General features: G+C 73.3%; 16 protein-coding genes. 3 read left to right on the plus strand and 13 right to left on the minus strand.

Annotation, left to right across the window (positions count from 1 at the left end; translation table 11 throughout):
* Window positions 1-92: 92 nt before the first annotated feature.
* The 4 genes from AB0N84_RS06065 to AB0N84_RS06080 form a co-directional block, all read right to left on the minus strand.
* Window positions 93-221, minus strand: a complete 129-nt coding sequence (locus AB0N84_RS06065) for a hypothetical protein (RefSeq protein WP_259346265.1) — start codon at window positions 219-221, stop codon at window positions 93-95.
* Between the two features lie 137 nt (window positions 222-358).
* Entirely contained in the window at window positions 359-1894 is a 1536-nt protein-coding gene (locus AB0N84_RS06070; RefSeq protein WP_363544380.1) for a hypothetical protein, read from the minus strand.
* 168 nt (window positions 1895-2062) lie between these two features.
* Entirely contained in the window at window positions 2063-2566 is a 504-nt protein-coding gene (locus AB0N84_RS06075) for a peptide deformylase (RefSeq protein WP_363544382.1), read from the minus strand.
* 1 nt (window position 2567) lies between these two features.
* Window positions 2568-5978, minus strand: a complete 3411-nt coding sequence (locus AB0N84_RS06080) for a pyruvate carboxylase (RefSeq protein WP_363544384.1) — start codon at window positions 5976-5978, stop codon at window positions 2568-2570.
* A 60-nt stretch (window positions 5979-6038) separates the two neighbouring features.
* Here AB0N84_RS06080 and AB0N84_RS06085 point away from each other — a divergent pair, with 60 nt between their 5' ends.
* Entirely contained in the window at window positions 6039-6857 is an 819-nt protein-coding gene (locus AB0N84_RS06085; protein ID WP_069711180.1) for a ParA family protein, read from the plus strand.
* Window positions 6858-7099: 242 nt separating this feature from the next.
* Here the strand turns inward: AB0N84_RS06085 and AB0N84_RS06090 are convergent, their stop codons facing one another.
* From AB0N84_RS06090 to AB0N84_RS06120, 7 genes are all read right to left on the minus strand, one after another.
* Window positions 7100-7660 carry a MerR family transcriptional regulator gene (locus AB0N84_RS06090; protein WP_066658032.1) on the minus strand — a complete coding sequence of 187 codons (561 nt, stop codon included), beginning with the start codon at window positions 7658-7660 and terminating at the stop codon, window positions 7100-7102.
* A 199-nt stretch (window positions 7661-7859) separates the two neighbouring features.
* Window positions 7860-8564, minus strand: coding sequence for a MerR family transcriptional regulator (locus AB0N84_RS06095; protein ID WP_363544387.1), 705 nt, complete (start codon window positions 8562-8564; stop codon window positions 7860-7862).
* Entirely contained in the window at window positions 8564-9043 is a 480-nt protein-coding gene (locus AB0N84_RS06100) for an FHA domain-containing protein (RefSeq protein WP_182047916.1), read from the minus strand. The genes AB0N84_RS06095 and AB0N84_RS06100 overlap by 1 nt, the downstream gene beginning before the upstream one ends.
* 193 nt (window positions 9044-9236) lie before the next feature.
* Window positions 9237-10859, minus strand: a complete 1623-nt coding sequence (locus AB0N84_RS06105; RefSeq protein WP_363544389.1) for a glycosyl hydrolase family 18 — start codon at window positions 10857-10859, stop codon at window positions 9237-9239.
* On the minus strand, window positions 10859-13306 hold the full coding sequence (locus tag AB0N84_RS06110) for a glycosyltransferase family 2 protein (protein WP_363544391.1): 2448 nt from the start codon (window positions 13304-13306) through the stop codon (window positions 10859-10861). Before AB0N84_RS06110 ends, AB0N84_RS06105 begins: the two co-directional genes overlap by 1 nt.
* A gap of 414 nt (window positions 13307-13720) precedes the next feature.
* Window positions 13721-14701, minus strand: a complete 981-nt coding sequence (locus AB0N84_RS06115) for an iron chelate uptake ABC transporter family permease subunit (RefSeq protein ID WP_363544393.1) — start codon at window positions 14699-14701, stop codon at window positions 13721-13723.
* Window positions 14698-15750: an iron chelate uptake ABC transporter family permease subunit gene (locus AB0N84_RS06120; protein ID WP_363544395.1), complete on the minus strand. Its 1053-nt coding sequence runs from the start codon at window positions 15748-15750 to the stop codon at window positions 14698-14700. The genes AB0N84_RS06115 and AB0N84_RS06120 overlap by 4 nt, the downstream gene beginning before the upstream one ends.
* Before the next feature lie 189 nt (window positions 15751-15939).
* On the opposite strand from AB0N84_RS06120, the gene AB0N84_RS06125 reads away from it, so the two are divergent.
* Complete coding sequence (locus tag AB0N84_RS06125; protein WP_363544397.1) at window positions 15940-17448, plus strand: trypsin-like peptidase domain-containing protein; 1509 nt, start codon at window positions 15940-15942, stop codon at window positions 17446-17448.
* Window positions 17449-17494: 46 nt separating this feature from the next.
* On the opposite strand, the gene AB0N84_RS06130 is transcribed toward AB0N84_RS06125, so the two are convergent.
* Both AB0N84_RS06130 and AB0N84_RS06135 read right to left on the minus strand, forming a co-directional pair.
* Window positions 17495-18652, minus strand: coding sequence for a hypothetical protein (locus tag AB0N84_RS06130; RefSeq protein ID WP_363544399.1), 1158 nt, complete (start codon window positions 18650-18652; stop codon window positions 17495-17497).
* 107 nt (window positions 18653-18759) lie between these two features.
* On the minus strand, window positions 18760-19020 hold the full coding sequence (locus AB0N84_RS06135; RefSeq protein WP_289458687.1) for a hypothetical protein: 261 nt from the start codon (window positions 19018-19020) through the stop codon (window positions 18760-18762).
* A gap of 44 nt (window positions 19021-19064) precedes the next feature.
* Here AB0N84_RS06135 and AB0N84_RS06140 point away from each other — a divergent pair, with 44 nt between their 5' ends.
* Window positions 19065-19427, plus strand: coding sequence for an RNA-binding S4 domain-containing protein (locus AB0N84_RS06140; RefSeq protein ID WP_069711189.1), 363 nt, complete (start codon window positions 19065-19067; stop codon window positions 19425-19427).
* The last annotated feature ends 17 nt before the right edge of the window (window positions 19428-19444 follow it).

Here is a 19444-nt window from a genome sequence, read left to right on the forward strand (position 1 = left end):
CGGTGCCGGTCCCTGGGACCGGCACCGGGCCTCCCGTGCGTCCGTCTGCGTGTGTCCGCGCCACCCGTGTCCGGGTCGCGCCACGCGCCCCCTCAGGCCTCCGGGGCCTGCTGCACCTCCGGCGCGTCGAGGACGGCGGTCGAGGCCGTCACGGGCATCGGCTCGGGGCGGCGGTTGGTGCGGGTGCGGTGCGAGCTGAGCTCGTCGTTCTGAACGGTCATGCTGGGTCCTGGGGTGTGGGAAGGGCGTCGGTGGGTGGCCGACGAGAGCACGGTACCTCCGTCCGGCGCCGGAGCGACAATCCCGCGTCCGGGTGTCACCGACTGTTCGCTCGGAGCGGTGGTCCGGACGGTGGTGGTCAGCGCGACATCACGACGGGCGCCGGCGCGAACGAGGTCGAGGTGCTGCCGTCCGGGTGGGTCAGCGTGACCCGCACCCAGTAGCGTCCCGGAGCCATCGAGCCGAGCCGGAAGGGCACGCTGTTCGCGCCCTTCGCCACGGCCGTCCCCTTGGCCGCGATGGCGACGTAGCCCCGGCTCCCCGGCGGGCGCGTCCCGACGGCGACCTCGGCGGTGGTGCCCGGCACCCAGGCCGCGTCGTGGAACTGCACCGAGGTGGAGCCCTTCGCCGCGGGGTCCGCGCGCAGGTGCAGCGAGCGGAGGTGCCAGACCGCGGCACCCGGGTCCTCGTTCGGGTCGAAGCGCAGGCTCGTGATGGTCCGACCGGCCCAGCCGAGGCGGGGGTTCAGCGCGTTCTCGTCGAGCGGGTTCCGCGCGGTCAGGTCGACGGTCACCTCGGACTGGTTGCCCGAGTCGTACGTGAGGATGTCGTTGCTGATCTGCGGGGTCCCCGAGCCGGAGGCGTTCCAGATGAGACGCGCCATCTTGCCGCCGCCCGGGTGGTCGGCCAGGTCGAACTTCCCGTCGTACGTCATGTCGAACTGCAGGTAGTGGTACGTGCTGCCGGGGAACGGCGACACCGGGAAGAGCAGCCGGGGGTCGTTCTGGGCGGGCGGCGCGTTCCGGGCGTTCAGGCCGCGGGAGTCGCGGGGCAGGCGGGTGATGTCCTGGTAGCGGACCCCGCCGGTGGCGACGGCCGACCGGAAGTCCCACGACCGACCGTGCTGGACGGCCGCGAGGTCCGCACCCTGCGACGGGTTGGGCGAGTCGACCACCGTCTGCGGACGCGGCCGGATCGTCGTCGTGCCCGTGGTCCCCGGCGGCAGCGCCGCGTTCGGGTGCTGCGCGTCCGGCGCCGCGTGGAGCCGGACCCAGTCGATCGAGGCGGTCCCGCCCTTCTCCTTCGCGCGCATGACCACGGGGTCGAGGCGGACGACGACCATCTTCGCCGACTTCCACGGGCGCTTGCCGAGCAGCGTCGACGTCTTGGCGAGGTCGATGTCGTAGGTGTGGCGCCCCGGCACGGTCGAGAACGTGGCACCGCCGCCGCAGGCCGACGTCTGCTCACGGCAGGTGAACCAGTAGACGGCACCGATGCGCTTGGCGAGCGGCTGGTCCATCGAGAACGAGAGCCGGGTGTACTTCGCCGTGTCGACGGGCTGGAGCGCCCCGTCGCGGCCGAAGGGCAGGCTGCCCGAGACCGAGTGCACGAGGAAGAGGTGGTCCTGGTCCACGAGCTCGACGCTCAGGGCGCCCCCGCCGACGGACGCCCGGGCGGACGTCGAGCTCGTGTTGATGTCGGCCGCGTTCGAGAAGTCCCACGCGTCGCCGAACACGTCGGTGGCGTAGTCGGCGGCCTCCGGCTCCGAGGTCGCCGCGACGGCCGGCGACACCGGCCCCGTGACGACGACGCCGGCTGCCAGCGCGGTGAGCACCGCGAGCAGCGTCGCGGTCATGCGCCGTGCCCGGCGCGTGGTCGTGGTCCGTCCCTGCACGGCCGTCCTCCTGGTCGGTGCGCGCCCGCCGACCCGGCTGGTGCGGGGTGCGCGTCGACGCAGAACGCTACGTCGTGCCGGTGACGTCGGCGACCCCCACGATCGGGTGTCCGCAGGTGTGCGGACCAGGACCGACCCCGGTCCGCACGTCCCGGCGCGGGGTCGGGGTCAGTGGAACCAGTCCTGCGCGCGGATGTCGCGGAGCGCCCCGCGGCGGACCTCGGGGTCGAGCGTCATGACGTAGACGGTGCCGTCGAGGTGGTCCACCTCGTGCTGCAGCGCCTCGGCCATCAGCCCGGTGCCCTCGAGCACGACCTCGACACCGTCGACGTCGACCCCGCGGACCCGGGCCCACGGGTGGCGGGGTGTCGGGTAGGACAGGCCGGGGACGGAGAGGCAGCCCTCGTCCATGTGCTCCCGTTCGCCGCGGACCTCGACGACCTCCGGGTTCAGGACGTAGCCGACCTCGCCGTCCACGTTCCAGGAAAAGGCCCGGAGCCCCACGCCGATCTGCGGGGCGGCGACGCCGGCACGGCCGGGCTCCTTGACGGTGTCGATGAGGTCCTGCACGAGGTCGCGCACACCGGGTGAGCCGAGGGCCTCCGGTGCGATCGGGTCCGCGGGGGAACGGAGGACGGGGTCGCCGAACAGGCGGATGGGACGGACGGTCACGTTACTGCAGCACCACCAGGAGGTCGCCGGCGTCCACCTGCTGGGTCGCCGGGATCGCGAGACGGCCGACGGTGCCCGCCACGGGCGCCGTGATGGCCGCTTCCATCTTCATCGCCTCGATGCTCGCCACGGCCTGACCGGCCCGGACGACGTCACCGACGGCGACCTTGAGCGTCACGACACCGGAGAACGGTGCGGCGACGTGCTTCGGGTCGGACGGGTCGGCCTGCTCGGCCACCTTCGTCTCGACCTCGACCGAACGGTCGCGGACGGTGACCGGGCGGAGCTGCCCGTTCATCGTCGTCATGACCGTGCGCATGCCCCGCTCGTCGACCTCGCCGATCGCCTCGAGCCCGACGAGCAGGTCGACGCCGCGACCGAGCGGCACGACGTGCTCCTGACCGGGGCGCAGCCCGTACAGGTAGTCCGTGGTCGGCAGGACGGAGAGGTCCCCGTACTGCTCGCGGACCTGCTCGAACTGCCGGGTCGGCTGCGGGAAGAGCAGGCGGTTGAGGACCTGCTGGCGTTCGGGACCGGAGGCGGCGAGGTGCGCACGCTCCTCGTCGGGGACCGGGGTGACCGTCAGTCGGACCTCCCGCCCCGCGAGCACCTTCGACCGGAAGGGCTCCGGCCAGCCGCCGGGCAGGTCGCCCAGCTCGCCGGCCATGAACCCGACGACCGAGTCCGGGATGTCGTACTTCTGGGGGTTCTGCTCGAAGTCCTCGGGATCGGCCCCGACCGCGGCGAGCTGCAGCGCGAGGTCGCCGACGACCTTCGACGACGGCGTCACCTTCGTCGGCCGGCCGAGGATCCGGTTGGCCGCCGCGTACCAGTCCTCGACCTGCTCGAAGCGGTCGCCGAGCCCGAGTGCGATGGCCTGCTGCCGGAGGTTCGAGAGCTGCCCACCGGGGATCTCGTGCTGGTAGACGCGACCGGTCGGCCCGGGCAGGCCGGACTCGAACGGCGCGTACGCGCGACGCACGGCCTCCCAGTAGGGCTCCAGCGCGCCGACCGCGGCGAGGTCGAGCCCGGTGTCGCGCTCGGTGTGCGCCAGCGCCGCGACGAGCGCGGACATGCTCGGCTGGCTCGTGGTGCCGGCCATCGGCGCGGCGGCGACGTCGACGGCGTCGGCGCCGGCGCGGGACGCGGCGAGGAGGGTCGCCAGCTGGCCGCCCGCGGTGTCGTGGGTGTGCACGTGCACGGGCTGGTCGAAGCGCTCACGCAGTGCCGACACGAGCCGCTCGGCGGCACCGGCGCGGAGCAGGCCGGCCATGTCCTTGATGCCGATGACGTGCGCGCCGGCCTCGACCATCTGCTCCGCGAGGCGGAGGTAGTAGTCGAGCGTGTAGAGGTCCTCGGCGGGGTCGAGGAGGTCGCCGGAGTAGCAGAGCGCCGCTTCGGCGACGGCCGTGTCGGTGGCGAGCACGGCCTCCAGGGCGGGACGCAGCTGCGAGACGTCGTTGAGCGCGTCGAACACCCGGAAGACGTCGACGCCGCTGGCGGCGGCCTCGGCCACGAACGCGTCGGTGACCTCCGTCGGGTACGGGGTGTAGCCGACGGTGTTGCGGCCGCGCAGGAGCATCTGGACGGGGATGTTCGGGATCGCCGCGCGGAGCGAGGCGAGGCGCTCCCACGGGTCCTCGCCGAGGAAGCGCAGCGCCACGTCGTAGGTGGCGCCGCCCCAGGCCTCGACACTGAGCAGCTGCGGCGTGAGCCGGGCCACGTGCGGGGCGACGGCCACCAGGTCCTTCGTGCGGACCCGGGTCGCGAGGAGGGACTGGTGCGCGTCGCGCATCGTCGTCTCGGTGACCGCGAGGGCGGTCTGCTCGCGGAGCGCCCGTGCCCACGCGGCCGGACCGACCCGGCGCAGCAGGTCGCGCTGCCCCTCCGGCGGCGCGACGGACAGGTCGACGGCCGGCAGCTTCTCGCTCGGCTCGACGGTCTGCGGGCGACGCTCGCCGTTCGGCTTGTTCACCGTGACGTCGGCGAGCCATCCGAGGACCTTCGTGCCGCGGTCCTTCGAGACGTGACCGCCGAACAGCTGCGGGCGCTCCTCGATGAACTGCGTCGAGACGTCGCCGCGGGCGAAGTCCGGGTCCTCGAGGACGGCCTGCAGGAACGGGATGTTCGTGCTCACGCCGCGGATGCGGAACTCGGCGAGGGCACGCTTGGCCCGCGCCACCGCGGCCGGGAAGTCCCGCCCGCGGCAGGTCATCTTCGCGAGCATCGAGTCGAAGTGCGGGCTGATCTGCGCGCCCGTCGCCACCGTGCCGCCGTCGAGGCGGACGCCGGCGCCGCCCGGGCTGCGGTAGGTGGTGATGCGGCCGGTGTCCGGACGGAAGCCCTGCGTCGGGTCCTCCGTCGTGATGCGGGTCTGCAGGGCGGCGCCGTGCACGCTGACGGTGTCCTGCGACAGCCCGAGGTCGGCGAGGGTCTCCCCCGCGGCGATGCGCATCTGCGACTGGACGAGGTCGACGTCGGTGACCTCCTCGGTCACGGTGTGCTCGACCTGGATGCGCGGGTTCATCTCGATGAAGACGTGCTGACCCGCGCGGGCGCCCTCGGTGTCGAGCAGGAACTCGACGGTGCCGGCGTTGACGTAGCCGATCGACCGCGCGAACGCGACGGCGTCCCGGTGCAGGGCGGCCGCGACCGACGGGTCGAGGTCCGGCGCGGGCGCGATCTCGACGACCTTCTGGTGGCGACGCTGCACGGAGCAGTCGCGCTCGAACAGGTGGATGGTGCCCGCGTCGGAGCCGGTGGCGTCCGCGAGGATCTGCACCTCGATGTGCCGCGGACGGATGACGGCCTGCTCGAGGAACATGGTCGGGTCACCGAACGCACTGTCGGCCTCGCGCATGGCGGCCTCGAGTGCCCCGCGCAGCTCGGCCTCGGTCTCGACCCGGCGCATGCCGCGACCGCCACCGCCGGCGACCGCCTTCGCGAACACCGGGAAGCCGATCGCGTCGGCCCCCGCGAGGAGCTCGTCGACGTCGCGGCTCGGCGGGGTGCTCGCGAGGACCGGGACACCGGCCGCGATCGCGTGCTCCTTCGCGGTGACCTTGTTGCCCGCCATCTCGAGGACGTGCTCGCCCGGACCGATGAACGTGATCCCCGCAGCGGCGGCAGCGGCGGCCAGCTCCGGGTTCTCGGACAGGAAGCCGTAGCCCGGGTAGATCGCGTCGGCGCCCGACTCGCGGGCGACGCGGATGATCTCGGAGACGTCCAGGTAGGCCCGGACGGGGTGACCCGGCTCGCCGATGACGTAGGCCTCGTCGGCCTTCAGCCGGTGCAGGGAGTTGCGGTCCTCGTACGGGTACACGGCGACCGTGCGGGCCCCCAGCTCGTACGCGGCACGGAACGCGCGGATGGCGATCTCGCCACGGTTCGCCACGAGGATCTTGCTGAACACGACGTCCCTTTCAGCCCGGGTTGAGGTGTCACAACCCTACTGGCGGTAACGTGGCTCACCGTGCATGTACTCAGCGTGAGCTCCCTCAAGGGTGGTGTCGGCAAGACGACGGTGACGCTCGGCCTGACATCGGCCGCGTTCGCCAAGGGACTGCGCACGCTGGTGGTGGACCTCGACCCGCAGTCCGACGTCTCCACGGGCCTCGACATCGACATCTCCGGCCACCTCAACGTCGCCGACGTCCTCGAGAACCCGAAGGAGAAGATCGTCCGCCAGGCGATCGCCCCGTCCGGGTGGACGAAGGGCTCGCAGGGCAAGGTCGACGTGCTCGTCGGCTCGCCCTCGGCGATCAACTTCGACGGGCCCCACCCCTCGATCCGTGACATCTGGAAGCTGGAAGAGGCACTGGCCAACGTCGAGCAGGACTACGAGCTGGTCCTGATCGACTGCGCGCCGTCCCTCAACGCGCTCACCCGCACCGCGTGGGCGGCCTCCGACCGCGTGACCGTCGTCACCGAGCCGGGTCTGTTCTCCGTGGCCGCCGCCGACCGTGCCCTCCGTGCGATCGAGGAGATCCGACGCGGACTCTCCCCCCGCCTGCAGCCGCTCGGGATCATCGTGAACCGCGCTCGAGTGCAGTCCCTCGAGCACCAGTTCCGCATCAAGGAGCTCCGGGACATGTTCGGCCCGCTCGTGCTCTCGCCGCAGCTGCCGGAGCGCACGTCGCTGCAGCAGGCCCAGGGTGCCGCGAAGCCCCTGCACGTGTGGCCGGGTGAGTCGGCGCAGGAGATGGCGCGGAACTTCGACCAGCTGCTCGAGCGCATCATGCGCACGGGCAAGATCGGTCCGTACGCCGAGGGCGCTGCGATCCAGGCCTGACGCCGCGGCGCCCGGCGCTGAATGCCGGTGCGGGCGGTGCGAGTGCGCACGACTCGCCGCTCACGTCCGCCGAGCGTGCACGACTCGTCGTCGGAGCACGGCGAGAGTGCCCAATTCTGCGCTCTCGGCGTCACGCACGCGGCATGTCGTGCGACCTCGGCGGCGCGGCCACGGCAGGTCGTGCGCCCGACGTCAGGCGCGGGGACGACCGCTGCCCCGGGGCAGTACCAGCGGGCCCGGCGTCAGGAAGCGCGGTTCGCCCGGCGGGCGGCGAGCTCGTCGGCCGGGTCCGCCGCGGGGGTGGCGTCGAGCTCGACGAGGGAGCTCTCCACCTCGCGCAGGACCTTGCCGACGGCGATGCCGAACACGCCCTGGCCGCGGGACACGAGGTCGATGACCTCGTCGTCGGAGGTGCAGAGGTAGACCGAGGCACCGTCCGACATCAGCGTCGTCTGGGCGAGGTCGGACACGCCCGACTCGCGGAGCTGGTTCACGGCGGTGCGGATCTGCTGCAGCGAGATGCCGGTGTCGAGCAGGCGCTTGACGAGCTTGAGGACGAGGATGTCGCGGAACCCGTACAGGCGCTGCGACCCGGAGCCGGCCGCGCCACGGATCGTGGGCTGGACGAGCTCGGTGCGGGCCCAGTAGTCGAGCTGGCGGTAGGAGATGCCTGCTGCCCGCGCGGCGACGGTGCCGCGGTAGCCGTTCTGCTCGTCGTGCTCGGGGAGGCCGTCGGTGAAGAGCAGGCCGAGGTCGTACCGAGTCATCTCGGACTCGGTACCGGGGGTGTCAGTCCCACTCATGTGCATGCCTTCCACGACGTTCGAGCTCCCACCCGAAGGTTCAACGACGGGTTGAGAGTTGTTCCGAGGTCCACGGTAGCGACTCGGACACGGTGATCGCGGCACATCCGTCCCGGCGAGTCCGGCGTGTCGAGGATACGCCCCGACCACCGACGCCCGACAGGCTCGTGCTCCCGGACGGAGGCCCCCGGAGCGACGCTCATGCGTCGAGGCGACCGATCGCCGCGCGGATCAGGTTCGACCGGACGACCTCGAGGTGCCCGGCGATCTCGCGGGCGAGCTCGTTCGCCTTGGCGCGCGAGGTCGCGTCGCCCCGGCGGGAGACCGGCATGAGCGCCGACTCGATGAGCCCGACCTCACGGTCGACGACGCCGCGCATGATGCGCAGGTGCCGCGGCTCGATGCCGGTGCGCTGCAGGTCGACGAGCGCCCGGAGCACCGCCACGGCGTCGTCGCCGTAGGTGTCGGCCGCCGGCAGCAGCGAGGCGGAGACCGCGTCGCTCAGCAGCATCGGGCTCGCGCCGGCAGCACGGACGGTCTCGTCGCGGGTGTACCGGCGCTCACGCCCGAGGATCGACGGCCTCGGAGCGTCGCCGCCGCCGGGGAGGACCGGATCGCGTCCGGCGTCGAGGTCGGCGAGGTAGTCCTTGATGACCTTGAGCGGGAGGTAGTGGTCGCGCTGCAGGCCGAGGACGATCCGGAGCCGCTCCACGTCGGCCCCCGAGAACTTCCGGTAGCCGCTGGCCGTGCGGACCGGGGTGACGAGCTCGCGTTCCTCGAGGAAGCGGAGCTTCGAGCTCGACAGGTCCGGGAACTCGGGCTTGAGCCGCGCGAGGACCTGCCCGATGGTGAGCAGGTCCGGCACCGCGGACCCGGTCCGGGCCGCGGCGGACCGCGCTGCCACTACGCGGTCGCCAGGCGCGCCAGGTCGACCCGGGATGCGTAGAAGGTCAGGCGGAACTTGCCCACCTGCACCTCGGCGCCGTCGGTGAGCAGTGCCTCGTCGATGCGGACACCGTCGAAGTACGTGCCGTTCAGCGATCCGTTGTCCCTGACGCTGAAGGCAGTGCCCTGACGGATGAACTGGGCGTGCTTCCGCGACACGGTGACGTCGTCGAGGAAGATGTCCGCGTCGGGGTGCCGACCCGCGGTGGTGACGTCGGAGTCCAGGAGGAACCGCGCACCCACGTTCGGACCGCGTCGGACCACGAGCAACGCCGACCCGGAGGGCAGGGCGTTGACCGCGTCGCGCTCCTCGGCCGAGACACCGGACTCGGCGGTGAGCGCCGCGCCCATGTCCATGCTGAAGGTCAGGGTCGTGTCGACCAGCCGCTGTTCCGGTGTCTTCTGACCACCCGGCTGCGGGACCACTGGCTCTGGCATCGTGGACCTCCTCCTCTTGGCGCACCAGCGTATCGGAAACGAGTGGTGGTGCGGGAGCCCAGAACGGGGCCTGGGGAGAACTGGACAGGACGCGCTCAGCGAACACACCGCCGCGGCCCAGCCGACGGACGGGAGGCGCGGGGCGGACCCGCACCGCGCCTCCCGTCCGACACGTGGTCGCGGCGGCGTGCGCTCAGGACGCCGGCGTCGCCGTCGCGGTCGCCGACGGGGTCGCCGACGGGGTCGCCGACGGGGCCGGTTCCCCCGAGGCGAGCGCGCCGAGGATCCTGCGCACCTCGGCGTCCTTGAGCCGCACCCAGGGCGAGCCGTCCGGATCGCTCGTCGACGCCTCGGGGCTGTCGCCGGTGTTCCACCACTTCGACTGGTACGGGATGCCGTGGAACAGGACGCGGGCGCCCGTGTCGTACTGCTTCGTCCCGGACCACGCGGCGTAGGTGCCGTCGGGCAGGGTGAGCGGTTCGACGGGCTTCTCCCCCGGCAGCACCGGTCCGATGATCTGCCACGGCGTCTCGTAGGCGCTGAGCACCGGGTCGTCGGGCAGGTCGCCGGACGTCCACCACTTCGCCTCGTAGACGTTGTGGTGCCACACCACCTTGGTGCCCTCGAGGTAGGACGCGTCCTGGTCCCAGACGGGGTAGGGACTCGTCCTCGGGTCGTCCGTGGGTTGCTCGGTGGCGGAGGGCTCCGCCTCGGTCACGTCCGATGCCGCCGCGACGATCCCGCCGCCGAAGCCCTTGCCGAGCACGTCGGCGAACAGCAGGCCGTCCTGGTCGATCCCGGAGCACGAGTTCGAGACGGTCGACAGGTTGACGTAGTTCGAGCCGCACGTCGTGTCGCGGTTCAGCGACCACATCGACATCCGTCCCACACCGCGGTCCCGCGCCCAGGCGTTGAGCTTCCGGGCGTCGCTCAGCGAGAACACCTCGTCGCGGACGTCGTTCTGCCCGATCATCGGCGTCGCCCCGACCTTGTGCCAGAGGGAGTCGTCGCCGAGGGGCGTCCCGGCGCGCTGGTAGAGGACGCCGAGCTGGCGCTGGACCTCCTGCAGCGCCTGCACGGACGCCGAGTACATGCTCTGGCTCGACCCCTTGGCCTCGCCGTAGTCCATCGTCATCGCGTTCACCCCGGCGAGGTCCACGCCGGCGGCGAGGAACTGCGCGACCGCGGTGGTGCCGTCCTCGGTGAGGCCCGTCGGCGCGGCCGGCAGCGTGAGCCACACCGCGAGCGGGTGCCCGGCGGCCCGGCGCTCCTCCTGGAGCGCCGCCACCGCCTTCGCCCGCCGCTCCCCCGCAGCGCGGTTCGTGAGGTCGTCGCCCTCGACGTCGAAGTCGACGGTGGACAGGTCGTAGCGGTCCACGACCTGCCGGTAGGCACCGAGCAGGTCGGACGCCTTCGTGCAGGTGGTGGCGAGCTCGTCGTTCGCGAGTCCACCGAACGAGACGCCGACCTCGCCGTGCTGCTGCTGCAGGCGGGCGACGCGTCGGTCGAGGTCGAGCTGGTCCGCCGCACCCTGCAGCGAGTAGTACGAGCCCCACGTCGGCGAGCAGGCGTCGTCGTGGTCGGCCACGACGAAGGACAGCATCACGTTGCGGCCCTTCGTCGACTTGACGTCCTCGAACGCGAAGACCGGCGTCGCGGTCACGTCCGTGTAGGCCGCGAACCACGCGGGCTGCCGCTCGGTCGCGCGGGCCGAGTGCCAGCGGTCGAAGCCGGCGTACCCGGCGACGGCGACCGCGGCGGCGACCACGACCGCGATGGTGACCCGGACCGGGGAGAGTCGTCTCGTCGTCGCCATCAGGCTGCGCTCCGTTCCTGGCGGGGGCCGGACGCACCGGCCGGGGTGGAGGTGGCGGGGCGTGCGCCGGCTGCCCCGACGACGTCGGCGTCGTGCCGGACCGGCATGTTGCCGCCGCCGTGTCCGAAGTACAGCACGGCGTGCCAGTCCTCGAGGACGGGCTCGGGAGCGGGACCGACACCGTCACGACGACGTCCGTGCCGACGGCCGTCACGGGCAGCCGGATGATCGGCCCGACGAGCAGCACGACGAGCGGCACGACGGGCTGCGCGCGCCGCGGGGTCGTAGTACATCCAGCGGGTGGCCCACAGCCAGATGTCCACCACGGAGTTCCACACCCCGATGTAGGCGACGATCGCGTACGTGGCGAGGAGGGCGTTGAAGGCCGCGAAGACCGCGTTCCCCCAGTTCTGCGCGCCGTAGTCACGCACGAACGTGAACACCGAGAACGCGACGATCGCGTACGGCGCGAGGACGTACAGCGCCGGCGATGCCGTGCGGTCCCGCACCTTGGGCGTACGGGCGAACGGGATCTTCTTCGCCGTCAGGGCCTGCTGGATGCTCTTCAGCACGCCGGCCACGTTCACGGGCATGAGGATCAGGTTGAAGCCGTAGATGCGGAAGACGTCCGTGCGCTTGTACCCGCAGTACTTCAGGTCGCTCGACAGCAGCCAGAAGTACGGCAGCGCGGCGAGCAGGACCATCGGGCTGAGCAGTCGCGAGTCGTACGGGTAGGCGAGCAGGAAGATGAGCCCGAAGGACGCCCACGCGATCGACGCCATGTAGTTCACGCGCAGGGACATCTCGACGATGCCGACGCGCTCCCCGCGTGCGCGGCGCTCGCGGACCTGCCGGATGTACTTCGGCAGGATCAGGAGCCCGCCGTTCGCCCAGCGGCGTCGCTGGACGACGAGCGAGCCGAAGTCCGGGGGCGTCGCGCTGTACGACAGTCGCTCCGGGTAGTTGACGAGCGTCCAGCCGTGCATGCCGAGGTCGACGCTCGACTCGGTGTCCTCGATCACGGTGCGGTCCTGGACGTAGCGCTTCACCTCGAAGCCGCCGACGGTCTCGACCTCCTCGATGTCCTGGAGGGCCCGCGTGCGGATCACGGCGTTCGCCCCGACCCAGAAGGTGGCGTCGTGGCGGGACATCCCCTGGTGGAGGATGTGCTGGATGTCGGTGGTGGCGCCCGCGAGCCGTTCGATGCGCGTGGCGGCACCGCGGAAGGACGAGTACGGGGTCTGCGTCACCGCGACCCGGGCGTTCTCCGGCTGCTCGAGGAAGTAGACCAGGCGCAGGCAGTAGTCGCGGAGCAGGACCGAGTCGGCGTCGAGCGTCAGGACGTAGTCGGACGCCGGCACCACGAGGTCGGCCGCGTCCGGGTCGTCCACGGTGCGCAGGACGGTGCCGGACGCGGTCACGTCGAACGCGTAGGCGCCGCCCATCAGGCCGATGTACGCGTTGAGGTTCATCGCCTTGTTGGCCTCGTCGGAGAGGTTCACGTACCGCTTGCGCTCGAAGGTCGTGAGCTCTGCCGTGAAGGTCCAGGCGAGCCGGCGCTGCAGCTCGAGCGCCCGGGCGGAGGTCACCTCGCTGAAGTCCTGTCCGAGTGCGACGGCGTCGGCGATCGCCGACTCCAGGGCCTGCGCGGTCAGACCGAACTCGTCGGCGAGCCCGACGAGCACCTGGTCGTGGAAGAACCGGTCGACGTGGTCGGCGACGTCGTGCCCCCGGGCCTGGCGACGGAGCCACGCGTCGGCCCACCGGTGGTGCTCGACGAGGGTCCGGAGCGCCTGCGTGCTCGCGAAGGGCGCTGCGTCCGCCTCGACCTCGGCCGAGAACAGCGCCTCGTGGAACCGGCGGGAGGGAGCTTCGAGCTGCTCCTGGATGCGGCTCGCGACGGCGCGCGTGCGCTCCAGCCGGTCGAGCGTCTCCGGGTCGGCCGGGAAGGGTGCGTCGTCGAGCAGCAGGACGATCCGCAGGGACGGGTACTCCTGCAGCGCCGCCGACCACAGGGTGGTCGCGACGACGTCCGGCTCCTCGGCGTAGCTCGGCACGAGGACGGTCATCGGTGCGTCGTGGCCGGACGCGAAGTGCCGGTCGAGCTCGGCGCGCGGGACCCGCACGTGGCTCGCGAAGCGCTCCATCGCGCCCTGGCGGGCGACCAGGTGCATGAGCGCGGAGAAGGTCAGGAAGGTGACGACCACGAGGTACGAGAGCGCCTCGGTGGTGAAGCGGAAGCTCTCGGTGCCGTAGTCGAGGAACTGGCGGATCACGGTGTAGACGACGTACGCCAGCCAGAAGGCGATGGTCAGGATGATCGCCACCCGGCCGGAGACGAGCTTCCGGTCGGAGGGACGTGCGTGCAGGGTGTCGAGCGGTCGGGTGCGGCGCTCCGCCCCCCACTGGCGTCGGCGCGTCGGTGCGCCGGCGGACGGATCGGGCATGGCAGTCCTTCGTTCCGTCCGGACCAGCGCTCCGTCGGGTCGGGCGCTGTCGGGGGTCCGGCCGGTCGGGACGAACGTACGAGAGATCCCGCCGTGCGCCGACACCCGAACGGGGGGTCTGGGCGGTCGTGTGCGGGATCGCGCAGCGCGGTGCGGCATCGCGTGACGCCGCGCGGGTCCGCGCAGGGGCGCACCGCACGCGCGTCCTGACGGGACCACCTGACGGACGGGAGGCTCGGCGCGCGCTGGTCCCGCGCCTCCCGGCCGCCGTGCGCCCGTTCATTCCCAGAACAGGTGCTGTGCAATGCGGGAACGGGCGTACCTGGTGCTCCTGAACCGCCGAGTACGCCCGGAAGCACCGGGTGCGCCCGGAAGCACCGGGCGAACGAGCGGGCGGAAGGGCCCCCGCCGCGCCTACCGACCGCGTGCCAGCAGCCAGAGCAGGTACGGCGCCCCCACGACACCCGTGACGACCCCGACCGGCAGCGCGTTGCCCGGGATCGCGAACTGCGCCAGCAGGTCGCTCGCGAGCGTGATCACCGCGCCGACCGCGGCGACGGCCCCGAGCGCGACGCGACCGTTCCCGACGAGCCGCCGGGCGACCGGGGCCGCCATCAGCGCGACGAACGCGACCGGGCCCGCGGTCGCGACCGCGCCGGCGGTCAGGCAGACGGCGGTGAGCAGCAGCAGGACCTTGGCGCGGTCGGGCCGGAGCCCGAGGGCGGCGGCGACCTCGTCCCCGAGCGCGAGGACGGTGAGGCGACGGGACTGCACGAGTGCCGCGGCGAGGAGCACGACGACGGCGACCCCGAGCACGCCGACGAGCGTGCGGTCCACGGCGTTGAGGCTGCCGGACAGCCACAGGAGCGCCGTGCCCGCCTGCTGGACGGTGCCGGACGTCAGCATCCACCCGGTGATGCTCAGGCAGATCGCCGCGACCCCGATGCCGACGAGCACCACGCGGTTGCCGGTGATGCCCCGGCGCCAGGACAGGGCTGCGATCACGACCGAGACGAGGACGGCACCGACGACCACGGACCCGAACAACGCACCGCCGCTCGCCCCGAAGAGGACGATCGCGGTCAGCCCGGAGGCGCTCGCCCCGGAGGTGATGCCGATGACGTCGGGGCTCGCGATCGGGTTCCGGACGACGCTCTGCACGATGCCGCCCGCCGCACCGAGGGCCGCGCCCACGAGCACGGCTCCTGCGACGCGGGGCCCGCGGAGCTGCCCCACGACGAAGTCAGAGACGGTGTCGCCGTGCCCGACGAGGGCACCGGCCACCTGCAGCGGCGAGAGCGGGATCTCCCCGACCCCGAGGCCGACGAGCACCAGGGCGACGAGCAGCAGGAGGACCGTGCCGAGGACGGTGACCTCGCGGCGGAGCGCGCTCACAGGCCGGTCACCGCCCGCGAGCGGACCAGCCAGATGAACACGGGTGCGCCGATGAGCGCGGTGACGATCCCGACCTGCAGCTCCCCCGGGTACGCGACGACGCGGCCGATCACGTCGGCGACGAGCAGGAGCGCGGGCGCGACGAGGGCGGACAGGAGGATCGTCCAGCGCTGGTCCGGTCCGCTCAGTCGACGGACGGCGTGCGGGACCGCGAGGCCGACGAACGCGACCGGTCCGGCCGCGGCGACGGCGGAACCGGCCAGCAGGACCGTCACGACCCCGCCGACGATCCGCACGAGCACGACGCGCTGCCCGAGGGACGCCGCGAGCTCGTCGCCGAGCGCGAGCGTGTTGAGCGAGCGGCCGAGCCCGACGGCGACCACCAGCCCGACGAGCACCGGGACGGCGATGACCCCGGCGGTGCCGAGGTCCTTCCCGGCGAGCGCCCCGACCTGCCAGAAGCGCAGCTGGTCGAGGAGGCTCTGGCTCGACACGAGGACGGCGGTCGTGACGGACGAGAGCGCCGCGGCGACGACCGCCCCGGCGAGGGCCAGCCCGACGGGCGACAACCCGCGTCGGGCCACCGCCGCGACCGCGTAGACGAGCAGCGCGGCGAGGCCGGCACCGACGAAGGCGAACGGCAGGTAGGCCGCGGTGCCGCTGATCCCGAAGACCGCGATGCCGACGACGACCGCGAGCGCCGCACCGGCGTTGATGCCGAGGATGCTCGGGTCGGCCAGCGGGTTCCTGGTGACGCCCTGCATCACCGCGCCCGCGACACCGAGGGCGGCCCCGGCGAGGAGGCCGACGACGGTCCGGGGCACGCGGTTGCCGAGGACGATGAGGCCGACGTCGTCCTGCCGGCCCGGGTGCAGCACGGCGTCGAGCACCGTCCCGAGCGGGATCGGCCGGGAGCCGAACGCGATCGACAGGGCGACGGCCACGGCCAGCGCGACGACGGCGACCACCGCGGCGCCGACGAGCCGGGAGCGGGACGCCGGCTCCGGTCGGGGTCGCAGGACGGGGGTTCGGGGGGACGACGCGCGCATGGGAGGTCAGGCAAGCCTAACCGCGACCGTCGCACGGCGGGCCCCGAGGAACCCCTGAGCACCCGCCGGGCTCGTTCATAGGGTCGTCATGGGTTCGAGTCCTGTACTGGTCTCCGTCGACGCCCGCCCGGGTCGTCGAGGAACGGATCGACACCCCACGGGTGGTCGAGGGACGACCGGAGAGCACCGATGAACGAGAACCCCGCCGACGACCAGCGCGCGACCGACGGCCCCGCCTGGGAGGCCCCGCACGCCGACCGCACGACCCTCCGGCCGGCGTACGCCTTCGACGGCAGCGGCCCGTACCTCTACGGCCCCGACGGTTCCGGCCCCTACGCCTACACCCCGGACGGCCGCGGGCCGTACCTGCTCGGCAGCAGTGCACTGGGCGGGAGTGCACTGGGCGGGACCGGCACCCCGCAGACCGCGTGGACCGCCGGTGCCGCGGCGGCGAACCACCCGGGGGCGGGGCGTCCCCGTCGCCTCGGGCTCCTGATCGGCTCCGGCGTCGCCGCCCTCGCGATCATCGGCGCCGCGGGCGGCACCGCGCTCGGGCTCTCCTCGCACGGCACGACCACGACCTCGAGCCAGTCGCAGGGCTCCACGACCCTGCCCGGCGGTGGGAGCGGGACGGGCGGCGGCACGAACGGCTTCACCGTCCCCGGGTACGGCGGCGGGACCGGCGGACTCGGGGACGGGAGCACCGGGGACGGGAGCACCGCGGACGGCAGCACCGGCAGCGGCGGCACGGGGACGGGCACCACCGAGTCCGCGGCGACCCCCGCGACGGCCGCACAGAAGCGGGGCGTCGTCACGATCGACACGGTGTTGAACTACGACACGTCGTCCCAGGCCGCGGGCACCGGGATGGTGCTGACGTCCGACGGCACCGTCCTGACGAACAACCACGTGGTGCAGGGCGCCACGAGCATCACGGTCACCGACGAGACCACGGGCAAGGAGTACCGCGCGCAGGTCGTCGGGACGGACGCGACGCACGACGTCGCGGTCCTCAAGCTCGAGGACGCCTCGGGCCTGTCGACGGTCACGCTCGACGACGACGGCGAGCCGGCGACCGGCGACGCCGTGACGGACGTCGGCAACGCGGAGGGCACCGGGAACCTCGTGGCCGCGGCGGGGACGGTGACGGCGCTCGACCAGGACATCCAGGTGCAGAGCGAGTCCGGCACCGGGACCGAGTCGCTGCAGGGCCTCATCCAGGTGGCGGCCGACATCGTGTCGGGTGACTCCGGCGGCCCGGTGCTCGACAGCGAGGGCGAGGTCGTCGGCATGGCCACGGCGGCGTCCTCGGGCTCGGCCGAGGTCACCGGGTACGCGATCCCGATCACGACCGCGAAGGCGATCGCCGACAAGATCCTGGCCGGGGAGTCCTCGGACACGATCACCATCGGCCTGCCGGCGTTCCTCGGCGTGCAGGTCGGGTCGAGCGGCACGACGCAGACCGGCGGCGGCGTGGCGGTGGCGGGCACGGTCGAGGGATCCGGCGCCGCTGCGGCCGGGCTCGTCGCCGGCGACACCATCACGAGCCTCGACGGCACGGCGATCGCCAGCAGCGACGCGCTGACCGCGGCGGTGCAGTCGCACGCGGTGGGTGACAAGGTCGTCGTCGGGTACACCGACTCCAGCGGCGCAGCGAAGACCGTGACCGTCACGCTGACCGCCGGTCCGGCGGCCTAGCCCGACAGCGGGGCGAGCCGGACAGCGGGCGAGCCCGGCAGCGGGTTCAGCCCAGCAGCGCCCGCACCACCGACCGGTACACGTTGGCCGGGGAGTCCGTCCGCAGGGACGTCTCCCCGGCCGTCGTGCGTCCGACGCGCGCGAAGCCGATGCCCTCGGCGTGCACGACGACGACGGGCTCCGGCCGCCCGGGACGCCGGAGCGACGACACCGTCCACGGAGCCACCCAGAAGCGCGCGAGCCGGGGGTCCTCCGCGGCGAGGGCCGCCGGCAGGTCGGTCCCGGTGCCGGCCGTCCCCGTCCGGCGGGCGAGCAGGTCGGACGGGACCGACCCCGTGCGGAACGGGAAGGTCCACGTCGGACGGATGCCGAGCCTCCCGGCCGCCACCGCGACCACCTGCTCGGCGGGGAGCCGGGCGACCGTCCCGCCCGTCTCGTCGGTGCCGTCCACGACGGTCTCCGACCAGGCCTGGAGGCGCGTGGTCCGTCCGTCGGGCAGGTGCTGGTCCAGCGTGACCGGCTCGACCGCGTCGGCCCAGGGGGCGAGGAGCTCCTGCGTCGGCTCGGGGAGCGTCCCGAGCCGACCGACCAGACCGGTCTGCACGAGCTCGCGGCCCGCGGGCGACCGCAGGAGCGCCGGGTTCCACCGACGTCCGGCGAGGCTCCGGAGCGTCGTGAGCGCCGCGGCGCCGAGGTGCACGCCGTCGAGCTGCGGGGCCGGCGCGGCGGCGGGCAGCGCCTCGAGCTCGCGCTGCGGCCGGACCGGGGTCGGCTCCGTCGCGCGGACGGACTCGAGGACGGCGGAGACGAGGTCGTCGGTCGCCAGCATCCGGGCGAGCGGCCGCTCGACCGTGAGGTCGACCCGGTGCCGTCCGGTGACGAACAGCAGGTGAGCGCCGGCGACGTCGCCGTCCTCGTCGGGTCGGACGTACTCGACCAGGCGCGCGGGTGCCCCGGCGGTCGTCCACGGGTCGCACCCGATGAGCCGGAGCCCGTCGACCGACCCGGGCAGCCGTTCGAGCAGCCCGGCGTGCTCCTCCGCGATCGTGCGGTCGGACGGCCGGGAGCGCACCGTCAGCACGACGTCGTCGCCGGTCAGCCGGAGGTCCGCGCGCGGGGCGTCCTCGCGGCGCCAGTGGTCCGGGCGGTGGAGCGTCAGGCGGGGGGTTCGGTCCTCGGTGCCGAGCGGGACGGGGACGGCCATGCTCCGAGGCTACGTCGGGGGCACCGCGCGGCCCGGGACGGCTCGCCGGGCGCGGTCGTCTGCGGGCCAGGGGCCGGGCGACACGTCGTCCGGGGGCGGCACGTCGTTCAGGGCCGGGGCCGGCGCGGTGCTGGTGGCGGTGGGACCGGCTTGGCGGCGACGACGTCGGCGAGCGGGACCTCGTCGGGGCCGCGGCGGGTGTCGATCGTCACCGTCGTCGCGGAGCGGGAAGCCAGCGTGCCGAGCGCGTCGCGGGCACCGTCGCCGTGGCGGGCGCGCACGACGAGCCGGTCGCCGATCGCCGCGTCGCGCAGGACCCCGAGCGCGAGGGCACGGGCGAGGGCGTCCTGCTCGAGCGGTTCCGGCACGGGGTCGAGCGTAGACGCCGAGCGGGCCCGCCTAGGGTGGGGGCATGGAGAAGGCACGCGTCGACAGCTGGATCTGGGCGGTGCGGATCACGAAGACCCGCTCCGCCGCGACCACCGCGTGCAAGGCCGGCCATGTCCGGGTCAACGGCGAGCGGGCGAAGCCGGCGCAGCCGGTCGGCCCCGGGGACGAGGTCCGGGTGCGGCAGCACGGCTTCGACCGGATCGTCGTCGTCACCGGGATCGTCGTCAAGCGCGGGAGCGCCGCCGAGGCCGCGAAGCACTTCGAGGACCGGACGCCGCCGCGCCTGCCGAAGGAGGAGGCGGGGTTCGTCCCGATGCGCGACCCGGGTGCCGGGCGCCCGAGCAAGCGGGAGCGCCGCGACCTCGAGAAGCTCCGCGGGTACTAGTCGCGGTCCGGCCCACG

Source organism: Curtobacterium sp. NPDC089185 (assembly GCF_040685235.1).
In the GTDB taxonomy this organism is placed as follows: domain Bacteria; phylum Actinomycetota; class Actinomycetes; order Actinomycetales; family Microbacteriaceae; genus Curtobacterium; species Curtobacterium citri.

What these genes read in the sequence shown, in the direction of transcription:
- AB0N84_RS06065 (WP_259346265.1), bottom strand. Translation starts at nt 221, where the DNA reads ATGACCGTTCAGAACGACGAGCTCAGCTCGCACCGCACCCGCACCAAC.
- AB0N84_RS06090 (WP_066658032.1), bottom strand. Translation starts at nt 7,660, where the DNA reads ATGAGTGGGACTGACACCCCCGGTACCGAGTCCGAGATGACTCGGTAC.
- AB0N84_RS06100 (WP_182047916.1), bottom strand. Translation starts at nt 9,043, where the DNA reads ATGCCAGAGCCAGTGGTCCCGCAGCCGGGTGGTCAGAAGACACCGGAA.
- AB0N84_RS06105 (WP_363544389.1), bottom strand. Translation starts at nt 10,859, where the DNA reads ATGGCGACGACGAGACGACTCTCCCCGGTCCGGGTCACCATCGCGGTC.
- AB0N84_RS06110 (WP_363544391.1), bottom strand. Translation starts at nt 13,306, where the DNA reads ATGCCCGATCCGTCCGCCGGCGCACCGACGCGCCGACGCCAGTGGGGG.
- AB0N84_RS06120 (WP_363544395.1), bottom strand. Translation starts at nt 15,750, where the DNA reads ATGCGCGCGTCGTCCCCCCGAACCCCCGTCCTGCGACCCCGACCGGAG.
- AB0N84_RS06125 (WP_363544397.1), top strand. Translation starts at nt 15,940, where the DNA reads ATGAACGAGAACCCCGCCGACGACCAGCGCGCGACCGACGGCCCCGCC.
- AB0N84_RS06130 (WP_363544399.1), bottom strand. Translation starts at nt 18,652, where the DNA reads ATGGCCGTCCCCGTCCCGCTCGGCACCGAGGACCGAACCCCCCGCCTG.
- AB0N84_RS06140 (WP_069711189.1), top strand. Translation starts at nt 19,065, where the DNA reads ATGGAGAAGGCACGCGTCGACAGCTGGATCTGGGCGGTGCGGATCACG.